Raw genomic sequence first — 12,041 nt, 5'->3', positions numbered from 1 at the left:
TTTCCCCGTTTCCCATCAGAAATCGGGCCCCCTTACGCGTCACGGAGAAAACACATTTCCGTTGATTCGACGCGCCCAGTCAGTACGACTCCCCAGGGGTCGGGAAAGTTTCCCGGCATCCGGTCAGCTTGATTTCCCTTTCAGCGGACGGTGAGCGAGGTACGCGCCACTCCGCCGTTCGCGCAGCGTACGGTCACGCCGTGGGTGCCGGGACGGGTCGCCCGCACGTTCGCCGACCAGGAGGTGGTGCCCGCGGCGGGCCGGTAGCCGGCCGTGGCGAAGGCGGTCGAGGTCACGTTCCGCACCTGGGAGCCGCCGCACACCGCCGTCACCCGCACTCGCGCGCCCGCCCTGGCCGTGACGGGGGAGACGCCGACGCCGGCGTTGATCGCGACGGGAGCGGTGCCGTTGCCGGGAGCGGGCGTGGTGGGCCGGGTGGTGGGCCGGCCGGTCGGGGCGCTCGTGGGTGTCGGCTTGGGGGTCGCCGTCGGGGTGCCGGTCGGGGTCGGCGCGGGGGACGGGTTGCTCTGCCCGAAAACCACGTCCGAGCAGGAGTAGAACGCCTCGGGGCTGTCGCTGCGCTGCCAGATCGCGTAGATCAGGTGGCGTCCCTGCCGGGAGGGGAGCTTGGCCGTCATGGTGTAGAAGCCGTCGACGACCGTGGGGTTCGCGACGTGGAACGGCTTGGCCTCCAGGTCCGACCACTTCAGCGGGCTGGACGGGTCGTAGCCGTCCCTGGTCATGTAGAGCTCGAAGGAGCCCTTGTGCGGGGCCGTGGCGCGATACCTGAAGGTGTGCGTGGCGCCGGCGGTCATGCTCGTCGCCGGCCAGTCGGCCCGCGCCTGGTCGAAGCCGCGGTACTTGTCGCGGCCCGCGCTGCACAGCTTGCCGTCCGGGATGATCTGGCGGTGCCGTCCTGCCGCGTCGGCGATGTTGACCTCGTTCCAGTCGTAGAGGGGCTGCGTGCCGCCGATCGCCACGGCCTGCTTGCAGGCGGCCGACTTCGGGTTCTCCGGGCCCTCGCTGTAGCAGACCATGGTGCGGCTGGGCGGGTTGCTCATGGTGCCGTGGGCGGAGGCCGTGCCGGGGGCGACGGCGAGCACGAGGAGCGTGGGGGCGGCCAGGGTGGCGGCGGCGAGCGCCTTGCGGTTGATCTGCATGCAGATCACCTTGGAGCACGAAAAACCCGGAAATATCGGGGTTAAGCCTCCTTTAAGGCTGACTTAGAGAGCTTTTCAGTGTGAGCAGACGTCCGCAGCCACACCCCTATCTGGGCCCCGCCCATCGACGAACGGTCCAGCCGCAGCACCCCGCCGGTCGACTCCGCCAGCCGCCGCGCGATGTCCAGGCCCAGCCCGGTGGACCCACTCCCGCTGGCGCCCCGCTCCAGCGCCGTCTCCGGGTCCGCGATGCCGGACCCCGCGTCGGCGACCAGGATGCCGACCGTGTCCCGGCCCTCGTGCAACGTGACGCCGAACGCCGTCCCCTCAGGCGTGTGCCGGAACACGTTCCCGAGCAGCGCGTCCACCGCCGCCGTCAGCTCCCCCGCCGGTACGGGCGCCCGCACCGGCAGCGTGGCCCCGACGAGCTGCCACGGCCGCCCCTGGTCCTCGGCCAGCGCCGACCAGAACGCCAGCCGCTCGCGCAGCACCTCGGCGGCGTCGCACGACCGCGCCGCGCGGCTGGGCCGCCTGGCCGCCGAGATGATCGTGGTCACCTCGCCCTCCAGCCGGGCCAGCGCCTGCCTGCTCGGCTCCGCCTGCGGCCCGAGCTGGTCCAGGCTGAGTTTGAGCGCGGTCAGCGGCGTGCGCAGCCGGTGCGACAGGTCGGCGGCCAGCTCCCGCTCGGCCGCGAGCAGGTGGGTGACCCGGTTGGCCATGGCGTTGAACGCGGTGGCCGCCGCCTTGAGCTCGGGCGGGCCGTCGGGGTAGATGCGCTCGCTCAGGTCGCCGTCGCCGAGCGCGGTGGCGGCCGTGCCCAGGCGGCGCGCGGCGCGTACGACCCTGGCCCCGAGCCGGTCGCCGACCAGCACCGAGCCGAGCACCAGCACCACGGCCACCCCGGTCAGCACCGCCCACGAGGCGTAGACGCCCCGGTCGAGGTCGTCGGCGGGCACGAACACCTCGATCACCGCGCCGCGGTCGTCGTCCAGCACCACGGGGCGCAGCAGCACATAACCGCCGGCCAGCTCGGCCGTGCTCGCCCTGGTCCCCGCGGCGGCCCCGGCCACCTGAGCGGCCGGCGCCCTGGTCGTGCCCACCGTGGCGCCGCCTCCGACGTGGATGGCCAGCAGGCCGCGCCGCCCCGCCTCGGTACGCGCCATCGCGTGCGCGAGGTCGTCCGTGCTGGTCGTCAGCGCCAGCACCGGCACCAGCGCGGACGCCTGCCGCTCGGCGGCGGCCACGGCCCTGCTCTGCGCCGTCTCCCTGACGATCAGGGCCAGCGGCACCAGGAAGGCCAGCGCGACCATCGAGGTGACGGCCACCATGAGCACCGCCAGCGTCCGCCTCATCGAGCCCTCCGCGGGCGCTTCACCGGGGCGCCGACAGCATGAAGCCGACCCCGCGCACGGTGTGCAGGTAGCGGGGCCGCGCGGCGCTCTCGCCGAGCTTGCGCCGCAGCCACGACAGGTGCACGTCGATCGTCTGGTCGTCGCCGTAGGTCAGCTGCCAGACCTCGGCCAGCAACTCCTTGCGGGTGACCACCCGGTCGGCGCGGGCGGCCAGGTAGGCGAGCAGGTCGAACTCGCGCCTGGTCAGCGCGAGCGGGCCGCCGTCGAGCGCGGCCGCCCGCCGGTCCACGTCCACCACCAGGCCGCCGACCTGGAGCGTGCGCGGCTCGGGCGCGGACCTGGCCCGGCGCAGCACGGCGTCCAGCCGGGCGCTGAGGTGGTCGCCGGAGAACGGCTTGACGAGGTAGTCGTCGGCGCCCGCGCGCAGCAGCCGGACGATCTCGCTCTCGTCGTCGCGGGCGGTGGCCACGATGACCGGGACGTCGGAGATACCGCGCACCATGCGCAGCGCCTCGGAGCCGTCGAGGTCGGGCAGGCCCAGGTCCAGGATGACGGCGTCAGGCGGAGCCTGCGAGATCTCCCTGAGCGCGTCGAGTGCGCATCCCGCGCTGCGGACGACGTGCTGCCGCCGGCCGAGCTCGTGAATCATCGCCGATCTGACGAATTCATCGTCTTCGACTACGAGAACCGTCGCCATGCGCACCAACCGTACTGGGGCCGTACATAATGCGTCTCATGCGTCGAGCAATGAGATATGCCGCTATCTGGTGCGGCGCCACCGCGGTCGCGGTGTCGGTCTCGTGGTTCGGCGTGCGTGGCGTGCTGCGTAATGAGTTCGTGGACGATGTGAACGTCGAGCCGTTTCTCGCGCAAACGCTCGCGGCGGACGCGCGCGATTCACCGGCCACGCCGACTGCCCGTCGTACGACGAAGAAACCGGCTCCGGTGAAAACGCCTGCGACCACCCCCGCACCCGCTCCTGCGCAAACCCGCACACCGCCCTCCGATACGCCTTCCCCCGCGAAGCGCAGGACGACGACGCAGAAACCGGCGAGCACCCCGACGCCCAGCCCCACGCCGACCGTCGCCAAGAACCTCGAGGTGGTGAAGGTGAAGGGCGGCGAGGTGGCGTTCACGCTCGGCCCCGAGGGCTGCCGGCTGGTCTCGGCCACCCCCGTCAGCGGCTACACCGCCAAGGTGTCGCGCGCCGAGGGCTGGATCCGGGTGGACCTGGCCAAGGGCGAGCACGGCACCGGCGTGTTCTGCATCAGCCACGAACAGCGCACCGACACCTGGGAGTACTGATGCGCAGCCGACGCTGGAGCCGGTCGAGCGGCACCCAGGACACGCTCCTGCGCGCGGCCAGGGACGTCTTCCTGGCCAAGGGATACGCCGACGCCACGGTCGCCGACATCGTGGCGGCCTCCGGGATCAGCGTCGGCAGCCTCTACCACCACTTCGGCGGCAAACCGGGTCTGTTCCTGGCGTTGTGGGAGCAGTTCATGCGCGGCCAGGAGGAACGCACCTCCCGGGCGGCCAAGGCGGCGGAAGAAGCCGGAGAGCGCTTCCTGGCGGGCGCCAGGGCCTATCTGGAGGGTTCGTGGGAGCAGCGCGAGCTGGCCAGGCTGTTCCTGGAGAGCGACGGGCCGGCCGAGTTCACCGTCCTGCGCAGGCAGCGCGGCTGGGACTGGATCGGCGGTAACAAGCGCCTGCTCGGCCTGGCGGACACACGGGAGAGCCACGTGCTCGTCGTCCTGCTGACCACGATGATGGGCGAGGCGGGCCGCGAGGTGGCCGCGTGCGAGTCGGAACGCGACGCCGAGGTCACCATCGACGAGGTGATCCGGCTGGTGAGACGGCTGCTGCCTACCTCTCCCGATGTAGGCGGGGCGTCTCCCTGAGGCCGATTCCCCGGCCCGCGCGGGATGCGACCGTGGGGGCATGGACGCACTCCGCAGGGCGCTGGGCGGGCTCTCGCTGCTGTACGCGCTGACCTTCGCCACGTTCGCGCTGCTGCACGCCGGGATCGGGCTCGGCCCCCTGCGCGAGCCGGTGATCGTGCCGGCCGCGATCGTCGAGACCCTGTGCGCAGGAGCCATGCTCGCCGGTGCGTACGGCGCGCTGGCCGGCCGCCCGGCGGCGTGGGACCGGCTGATCTACGCCCACGCGGCGGCGCTGGGCGGCGTGCTGCTGGGCATGCTCGCGCAGGCGTTCGGCCCGGGCGGCGGGACGACGCTACTGATCTGGTATCACAGCACGATGGCGCTCGCGCTGACCGCCGGCCTGGCGGTCGCGTTCTACGTCTCCAGGGTGCGCAGGTAGGCGGCGGCCTCGTCGAGCTGCTCCTCGGTGAAGACGCGGATGCCGTGCTGCTCCAGCAGGGCCGTCGTGACGCCCTGGCCCGGCGCGCGCTGCCCCTGGAAGCTGCCGTCGTAGATCGACAGCACGCCGCACGAGGGGCTGCCCTCCTTCAGCACCGCCATCCGCACGCCGTGGGAGCGGGCGGCCGCGAGCGCTCCCCGCGCGCCCGACACGAACGCGGCCGTCACGTCGGACCCGTCGCTCGCCAGCACCCGGGCGGCGCCGGCCAGGACGGCCGCCCCGCCCGCCCCGCCCTCGATCTCGGCGGCCGGTCGGGGGATGGGCAGCCCGCCCTCCACCTCAGGGCAGTACGGCACCAGCCGCCCCTCCTCCCGCCAACCGGCGAGCCAGGCGTCGGAACTGGTCTTGGCGCGGCCGTCGAAACGCACCTTGCGACCCATCAGACAGGCGCTGACGAGGATCCTCTCCACGCCTTCGATCCTATGAGCGCGATCGGCAGCAGCGAGACGGCGGTCAGCGCCGCCACCGCCCAGAACGCGTACGTGAACGGCCTGGCCACCCCCGCCGTGGTGAGCAGGTGCAGCAGCCCGGCCAGCATCGCCACCCCGAACGGGGAGGCCAGGCGGACCGCGATCGTGCTCAGCGTGGTGGCGGCCGGGATCGTGTCACGTTCGAGCGTTCCGAACGCCGCCGTCATCACCGACGTGGACACCAGCCCGTGCCCGAGCCCGAGCAAGAACATCGGCGCCGGCCCCGCGCCGAGCAGCACGAAGGCCACGATGCCCGCCACCGCCGCCACCACGCCGGCCGCGCCGACGCCGCGCGGCCCCCTGCTGTCGCTCAGCTTGCCCGCCAGCGGCATCGTGATCGCCGCGCCGATCCCCATCGGCGCCAGCAGCAGGCCGGCGTCCAGCGCGTCGCCGCCCTCGGCGAGCTGGCTGTAGAGCGGCACGAGCACGGTGAAGCCGAACAGCGCGGCCGAGTAGCACACGAGCGCGCCGACCGCCGCCGCGAACGTACGGTCGCCGAACAGCCGCAGGTCCAGCAGCGTCTCCCGGCCGCGCAGCGCCCGCACCGCGAACACCGCCACGAGCGCCGCCCCGATCCACAGCGCCGGATGCAGGACAGAGGCCCCGTCGCCCACCGCCGACAGCCCGTAGACCAGGGCGGCCAGGCCGGGGGAGAGCAGGGCCAGGCCGAGCACGTCGAGCCTCCGCGCGCTCGCGCCCCGTTCGCGGGGCAGCAGCACGAAGGCGGCCACGAGCGCCACCGCGCAGACCGGCACGTTGACCAGGAACAACCACCGCCAGCCGAGCCCTTCCACGATCAGCCCGCCGAGCGGCGGCCCCAGCACGGGCACCAGCATCGCCGGCATGGAGATCGTCGCCATCGCCCGGCCCATCCGCTCCTTGCCCGCCGCCTGGGCCAGCATCGCCTGGCCGACCGGCAGCAGCAGGCCCCCGCCCAGCCCCTGCACGGCGCGGAACGCGACCAGGCTCCAGACCGACCACGCCGCGGCGGCGAGCGCGGAACCGGCGACGAACAGCACGAGCGAGACCAGCCAGACCCGCCTCGTGCCGAACCTGCCCATGGCCCAGCCGGTGACCGGGACCGTCATCGACAGCGCGAGCAGGTAGCCGGTGACCGCCCACTGCATGGTCGCGAACGTGGTGCCGAACTCGCGGGCCAGGGTGCTCAGGGCGACGTTGACGATCGTGGTGTCGAGCATCGTCATCACGACGCCCAGGAGGACGACGAGGCTCGTGGCCCGGAGTGGCGATCGTACGCTGTCTCGCATGCCGTACACCGTATCACTTTCGTACGCTGTCTAGACTCGGGGGCGTGAGCTCCATCTGGTCGCGGCCCTCGCCGCCCCGCCGCCCGGTCCTGACCAGGGAGGCGATCGTGACCGCCGCCGTCGCGCTCGCCGACGCCGAAGGGCTGGACGCGGTCTCCATCCGGCGCGTGGCGGCCGAGCTGGGCGCGCGGGCGATGACGCTGTACTCCTACATCGAGCGCAAGGAGGACCTGCTGGCCCTGATGCTCGACGAGATCAGCGCCGAGGTGCTGGTCGCCGAGCCGCTGCCGGCGGACTGGCGGGAGGCGCTGCTGCTGCTCGCCCGGCGGGAGCGCGAGCTGGTACGGCGGCATCCCTGGCGGGTGGACCTGGTGCACCAGCGGGTGCCCGTGGGGCCCAACGGGCTGCGGCACGTGGAGCAGAAGCTGGCGGCCTTCGACGGACTGAAGATCGACCGGCTGACGGCCTGGCGGTTCCTGGCGGTCTTCAACGACTACATGACGGGGTTCGTGATCAGGGAGGCGGTGGAGCGGGCGGCGCCCCGGGAGGAGGGGATCGACGCCGCCGAGCGGGCCGCGGTGGCGGAGCCGTACATCAGGGAGCTGGTCGACAAGGGCGAGCTGTCCCGGCTGGCGCCGATGATCGAGCAGGGCGTGCGGGGGGCGGACGACAACTTCGAGCGCGGGCTGGGCTGGGTGCTGGACGGGATCGAGAGCCACCTGCGCGCGTGAGGGCCGTTCGCGGCGGCGTCCAAGCTCAGTGCGTCACTCAGTGCGTCGCTCAGTGGCGTCGCTCAGTGGCGTCGCTTCGTGGCGTCGAGGGGATCGTGCTGGGTGACGGCCTTTCGCGCTGGTGGACGGGTTCGGCGGCGGCCTTTCCCGGGAGCGTCGGGGGCGGGCGATAGCCTTACCCCCGATGAACACCACCGTCTCCACGATCGTCATCGCCGGCGCGCTGCTGCTGATGCTGGCGAGCCTGATCGTCGCGATCCGCAACCGGCCGATGGGCATGGTGCTGCTGGTCGGTTTCGCCCTGCTTGAGGTGGCCGTCCTGGTGCAGGCGGGCTTCGTGATCGCGGCCGTGGCGGGCGGCGCGGGGCCGGACGACAAGGCCACGTTGTTCGGGTACGTGGGCGGTCAGGTGCTGATCCCGCCCGCCGGGGTGTTCCTGGCCCTGGCCGAGCGGAGCAGGTGGGGGCCCGCGATCCTGACCGTGGCCGGGTTCGCCATCGCCGTGATGACGGCCCGGCTGCTGCAGATCTGGCAGGGGACGGCGTGACGAGCTCGATCGGCACCGGGCCCGGACGGGCACTGATCGCGGTCTACGGGCTGTTCGCCCTGGCGGCGGGGGCGCGGGCGGCCGTGCAGATCGCGGGCAGGTTCGGCGAGGCGCCGCTGGCGTACTCGCTGTCGGCGTTCGCGGCGATCGTCTACATCCTGCTCACGGTCGCGCTCTGGCGCGGGGCGCGCCGGCTCGCGCTGATGTCGCTCGGCATCGAACTGGGCGGCGTGCTGCTCATCGGCACGGCCAGTCTGGTCGATCCGGCGGCTTTTCCCGACGAAACCGTGTGGTCGGCGTACGGCAAGGGTTACCTGTTCATCCCCCTTGTTCTGCCTCTGGTGGGCCTGTACTGGCTGTGGCGCCGGCGTTAACGCGTCAACCGCATGGGCAGTGCTTGAACCCATGAGCACGATCGAACACTCCGAAGATGTCAATGTCCCCGTTCGCGCGGCCTACAACCAGTGGACGCAGTTCGAGGGCTTCCCCGAGTTCATGGAAGGAGTGGAGTCGGTCAAACAGATCGGTGACACCCGTACGGCATGGGTGGCCGAGATCGCGGGAGTGCGCCGCGAGTTCGAGGCCGAGATCACCGAGCAGCACCCCGACGAGCGGGTCGCCTGGCGCAGCACCGACAAGCCGCACCATGCGGGCGTGGTGACCTTCCACCGCCTCGACGACAACACGACCAGGGTCACGCTCCAGATGGAGTACGACCCGGACGGCTTCATCGAGACGGCGGGCGACTGGCTGCAGCTCGTCCGCATGCGCGTCGTCGGTGACGTCAAGCGGTTCAAGACGTTCATCGAGTCGCGGGGCGGCGAGAGCGGCGGCTGGCGCGGCGACGTGCCCGGCCCGCACCAGCAGGGCTCCGGCCTCGGCGAGAGCGACCGGCCGGTGCCGCCCGGCACCGTGGGCGGCGGCGCCCCCCGGCCCGGCGGAACGCTTCCGCCTCCCGGGCCCGCGGTTCCCGGCACGCCGGGCCCGGCGACCCCTGGCGCTCCCGGGTCCGTGCCTCCCGGCGGACAGCCCCCGGAGGGCCCCCGCCCCGTGATGTAGGGCCGCCGGACAAGGGGCTCATAGCTCCCAGCTGATCGATCGAAGACCCCCGGAACGCGATCTGGGGGTCTTCTCATGTCATGACCAGGAATAAACGCATATTTCGTCCCTGTTAAGGTGAGCATTCATCCCATGACTTGATGAGTGGAGGACCTTCCCCGCATGACCGTGCTCGCCCAAGAGTCCCGAGGCAGAACCGCCCCTTTGGCCTGGCTGCTCGTGCTGGGAATCGTGCTCGCCGCGCTCAACCTGCGCACCGCCGTCACCAGCGTGGGCCCGCTGCTCGATCAGCTCGCCGGCGCGCTCGGCATGTCGAGCGTCGGCACGGGGTTGCTCACCACACTACCCGTACTGGCCTTCGCCAGTGTCGGAGCGATCACCCCGACCCTGGCCAGGCGGCTCGGCGAGCACCGCCTGCTGCTGCTCGCCCTCGTCACGCTGGGCGTGGGGCTGCTGGTCAGGTCGATGGTCGACTCGGCCCCGGTGTTCCTGCTGGGCAGCGCGGTCGCGCTGTCCGGCGGGGCCGTCGGCAACGTGCTCATCCCGACGCTCATCAAGCGCCACTTCCCGGCCCGTACCGGGATCATGACCACCGTCTACACCACGGCCCTGGCGGCGGGCACCATGCTGGCCGCCGCCGCGACCGTGCCGATCGAGCGCGCGTCGGGGGATTGGCACATCGCGCTCGGCGTGTGGGCGGCGCTGGCCGCCGTCGCCGTCATTCCGTGGCTTGCGCTGCTGCGCAGTGAGCCGGAGCGGGACAGAGGCGGCCGGAACGTGGGCATGCGCCGGATGGTCGGCAGCAGGCTCGCCTGGATGGTGGCGATCTACTTCGGCACGCAGTCGATGATCGCGTACATCATGTTCGGCTGGCTCGCCACGATCCTCACCGACAACGGCTACAGCACCTCGCAGGCCGGGCTGATCCTCGGCGTCTTCACCGCGCTGAACATCCCCGTCTCGATCCTCGTGCCGCTGATCGCCTCGCGTTTCCGCGACCAGCGGCCCACTGTGGTGGGGCTCGTCGTGTTCTACGCGACCGGCTTCGCCGGGCTGTGGTTCGCCCCGGCCTCCACGGCGATGATCTGGGTGGTGTTCGTGGCCATCGGGATGGGCTCGTTCCCGCTGGCGCTGATGATGCTGGCCCTGCGCACCCGTACGCCGGAGTCCACGGCGGCGCTGTCGGCGTTCGGCCAGAGCGCCGGATATCTCATCTCGGGCGCGGGGCCGCTGCTGGTCGGCGTGCTGCGGGAGACGACCGGGGGATGGGCGCTGCCGTACACGATGATCTTCGTGGTGCTGGTCGCGCAGCTCGTCACCGGTCTGTACGCGGGGCGCGACCGCTACCTGGAGGACGAACGGAGACCGGCTGGAACAATGACCGGGTGAAATCCACCGTCGTCACCTTCCCCAGCGGCCTGACCAGCGGCCGCTCCACGATCGCCGGGATCGTGCCGGTGGGGGACCGGCACGGTCTCGTCGTCGCCGAGACGCCGTTCCATCCCCTCGACCACACCTGGCCCGACCAGCCCGCAGACCGGGGCACGATCGGGGGCCTGCCGGTCGTCGACTGTGTAACAGGGGCCCAGTCGAACACCGGTGAGGTCTTCCTCGGCGCCGACATCCCCGCACGGAGGGGCGCCGAGGGCTGGGAGTGGCTGGTCGTCCACGTGAGCGAGGAACCGCTGCCCGAAGGGGCGGAGGTGGAGCTGTCCGTGGACCCGGCCTACCGGGCGGCGCTCTCGGCGGGCCACACCGCCTGCCATCTGGCCGCGCTCGCGCTCAACGCCGCGCTGGCCGGCCGCTGGCGCAAGGAGGTGCGGCCCGACTCGCTCGGCCGTCCCGACTTCGACCAGGCGGCGATCACCTCCTCGCGGATCGTGCCCGGCGGCAGCGTCGACGTCTACCGTCTGGGCAAGTCGTTGCGGAAGAAGGGCTTCTCGGCCGAAGATCTTGATCCCGCCGAGGTCGCCGGCCAGGTGAACGACCGGCTGACGGCATGGGTGACGGCCGGCGCGCCGGTCCGGCTGGAGGTGCCGGGGCCCGAGCTCACGGCACGCAGGACCTGGCACTGCGCGCTGCCGGAGGGCGAGGCGTCCATCCCGTGCGGCGGCACGCACGTGAGCCGGACCTCGGAGCTGGGCGGGGTCGAGGTCTCCCTCGCGTTCGCGCCGGAAGAGGCGACCCTCACCATGCGAACCACCGTACGGACCGCCGTCCAGCCGTGACGCGGACCGCTGCGCGAGCCACTGAAGGCTCATCATCTGTCAGCATCTGTTGACAAGCGGGTGCTTGTCAGCACATGCTGACACCATGGAAGTCACGGAGCTGGCCGAGGCGGCGGCGGGAAACGATCCCGGCACGGGCCTGGCGGCGGTGGCCGCGCTCAGGGCCCTGCTGGAGGAGCTGGAGGCGGTGCACGTGTCGAGCGCCCGCGCCCAGGGCTGGTCGTGGGAGCAGATCGCCGATGCGCTAGGGGTGCGACGCCAGTCGGCGCACCGCAAGCACGCCCGGCGGACGGGGAGGTAGGAGCATGTTCGCCAGGTTCACCCAGGATGCCCGCCGGGCCGTGGTCAGGGCCGGGATCCACGCCCTCGACGCCGGGCGGCCCGCGCTCGACGCCGGCCTGATGCTGCTGGGGGTGGCCGAGACCCGGCCGTTCTCGCTGCGGTCCTTCACCGCCACGGCGGACGGCGTGCGCGAACGCGTCGGCGTCGGCGACGCCCGCGCCCTGCTCGCCACGCTGGGCATCGACCTCGACGAGGTACGCCGCCGCACCAGGGGCGGCACGGACGACCCGGAACTGTGGACTCTGCGCTGCTCGGCCCTGCGCCCCTTCCGCGTCACCCTGTACGGGCCGTTGGGGGAGATCCCGCTGGCCATGCACGCCAGGAAGGTGATCGAGGTGGCGCAGTGGCGGCCGGGGCCGGTCACGGGGGAGCGGCTGCTGTGGGGCCTGCTGGCCGACCACCGCAACGGCGCCGCCCGCATCCTCCACGAGACCGGCGTGGACCTGCGCGAACTGGCCCGCGAAGCCCACATCCCCACCCGCGGCGCCGCCTGACCACCCCG

General features: G+C 72.3%; 16 protein-coding genes. 11 read left to right on the top strand and 5 right to left on the bottom strand.

Translation table 11 applies throughout. From position 1 onward, the window contains the following. Positions 1-140: 140 nt before the first annotated feature. Genes AB0C28_RS13590 through AB0C28_RS13580 form a run of 3 tightly spaced genes read right to left on the bottom strand, consistent with a single transcriptional unit; the run spans position 141 to position 3,209 of the window. A complete protein-coding gene (locus AB0C28_RS13590; RefSeq protein WP_358074359.1) occupies positions 141-1,160 on the bottom strand; it encodes a lytic polysaccharide monooxygenase in 1,020 nt (339 codons plus the stop codon). Positions 1,161-1,201: 41 nt separating this feature from the next. Next, positions 1,202-2,512, bottom strand: a complete 1,311-nt coding sequence (locus AB0C28_RS13585; protein ID WP_358074356.1) for a HAMP domain-containing sensor histidine kinase — start codon at positions 2,510-2,512, stop codon at positions 1,202-1,204. 19 nt (positions 2,513-2,531) lie between these two features. Continuing rightward, positions 2,532-3,209 carry a response regulator transcription factor gene (locus AB0C28_RS13580; RefSeq protein ID WP_326637378.1) on the bottom strand — a complete coding sequence of 226 codons (678 nt, stop codon included), beginning with the start codon at positions 3,207-3,209 and terminating at the stop codon, positions 2,532-2,534. Positions 3,210-3,247: 38 nt separating this feature from the next. Here AB0C28_RS13580 and AB0C28_RS13575 point away from each other — a divergent pair, with 38 nt between their 5' ends. Genes AB0C28_RS13575 through AB0C28_RS13565 form a run of 3 tightly spaced genes read left to right on the top strand, consistent with a single transcriptional unit; the run spans position 3,248 to position 4,834 of the window. Beyond that, the gene (locus tag AB0C28_RS13575) at positions 3,248-3,817 is read left to right on the top strand and encodes a hypothetical protein (RefSeq protein WP_358074354.1); all 570 of its coding nucleotides are present in this window, start codon (positions 3,248-3,250) and stop codon (positions 3,815-3,817) included. After that, positions 3,817-4,413, top strand: a complete 597-nt coding sequence (locus tag AB0C28_RS13570; protein WP_357843227.1) for a helix-turn-helix domain-containing protein — start codon at positions 3,817-3,819, stop codon at positions 4,411-4,413. Before AB0C28_RS13575 ends, AB0C28_RS13570 begins: the two co-directional genes overlap by 1 nt. Positions 4,414-4,453: 40 nt before the next feature. Continuing rightward, entirely contained in the window at positions 4,454-4,834 is a 381-nt protein-coding gene (locus AB0C28_RS13565) for a hypothetical protein (RefSeq protein ID WP_357843230.1), read from the top strand. Here the strand turns inward: AB0C28_RS13565 and AB0C28_RS13560 are convergent. Then, positions 4,810-5,304, bottom strand: a complete 495-nt coding sequence (locus AB0C28_RS13560) for a DUF523 domain-containing protein (RefSeq protein ID WP_358074351.1) — start codon at positions 5,302-5,304, stop codon at positions 4,810-4,812. The two genes, AB0C28_RS13565 and AB0C28_RS13560, sit on opposite strands and share 25 nt — an antisense overlap. Beyond that, entirely contained in the window at positions 5,274-6,632 is a 1,359-nt protein-coding gene (locus AB0C28_RS13555) for a DHA2 family efflux MFS transporter permease subunit (RefSeq protein WP_358074348.1), read from the bottom strand. Before AB0C28_RS13555 ends, AB0C28_RS13560 begins: the two co-directional genes overlap by 31 nt. 44 nt (positions 6,633-6,676) lie before the next feature. Here AB0C28_RS13555 and AB0C28_RS13550 point away from each other — a divergent pair, with 44 nt between their 5' ends. The 8 genes from AB0C28_RS13550 to AB0C28_RS13515 all read left to right on the top strand — a co-directional run bounded on the left by AB0C28_RS13550 (position 6,677) and on the right by AB0C28_RS13515 (position 12,033). Continuing rightward, positions 6,677-7,363 (top strand): TetR/AcrR family transcriptional regulator, encoded by a 687-nt coding sequence (locus AB0C28_RS13550; protein ID WP_357843239.1) that lies wholly within the window; start codon positions 6,677-6,679, stop codon positions 7,361-7,363. A 184-nt stretch (positions 7,364-7,547) separates the two neighbouring features. Further along, entirely contained in the window at positions 7,548-7,910 is a 363-nt protein-coding gene (locus AB0C28_RS13545; RefSeq protein ID WP_357843242.1) for a hypothetical protein, read from the top strand. Continuing rightward, positions 7,907-8,284 carry a hypothetical protein gene (locus AB0C28_RS13540; protein ID WP_358074345.1) on the top strand — a complete coding sequence of 126 codons (378 nt, stop codon included), beginning with the start codon at positions 7,907-7,909 and terminating at the stop codon, positions 8,282-8,284. The genes AB0C28_RS13545 and AB0C28_RS13540 overlap by 4 nt, the downstream gene beginning before the upstream one ends. A gap of 31 nt (positions 8,285-8,315) precedes the next feature. Next, complete coding sequence (locus AB0C28_RS13535) at positions 8,316-8,969, top strand: SRPBCC family protein (RefSeq protein ID WP_357843248.1); 654 nt, start codon at positions 8,316-8,318, stop codon at positions 8,967-8,969. Between the two features lie 144 nt (positions 8,970-9,113). Continuing rightward, positions 9,114-10,358, top strand: a complete 1,245-nt coding sequence (locus AB0C28_RS13530) for an MFS transporter (protein WP_358074342.1) — start codon at positions 9,114-9,116, stop codon at positions 10,356-10,358. Further along, the gene (locus AB0C28_RS13525) at positions 10,355-11,197 is read left to right on the top strand and encodes a metal-dependent hydrolase (protein ID WP_358074339.1); all 843 of its coding nucleotides are present in this window, start codon (positions 10,355-10,357) and stop codon (positions 11,195-11,197) included. Before AB0C28_RS13530 ends, AB0C28_RS13525 begins: the two co-directional genes overlap by 4 nt. Before the next feature lie 85 nt (positions 11,198-11,282). Continuing rightward, positions 11,283-11,498: a helix-turn-helix domain-containing protein gene (locus AB0C28_RS13520; protein WP_106250424.1), complete on the top strand. Its 216-nt coding sequence runs from the start codon at positions 11,283-11,285 to the stop codon at positions 11,496-11,498. A gap of 4 nt (positions 11,499-11,502) precedes the next feature. After that, on the top strand, positions 11,503-12,033 hold the full coding sequence (locus tag AB0C28_RS13515; protein WP_358074336.1) for a Clp protease N-terminal domain-containing protein: 531 nt from the start codon (positions 11,503-11,505) through the stop codon (positions 12,031-12,033). Positions 12,034-12,041: the final 8 nt, after the last annotated feature.

Origin of the sequence: Nonomuraea sp. NPDC048892 (genome assembly GCF_040649735.1) — a bacterium.
Classification (GTDB): Bacteria; Actinomycetota; Actinomycetes; order Streptosporangiales; family Streptosporangiaceae; genus Nonomuraea; species Nonomuraea maheshkhaliensis.
Note: the sequence above shows the minus strand (reverse complement) of the source record. Positions and strands in the feature narration are given on the sequence as shown.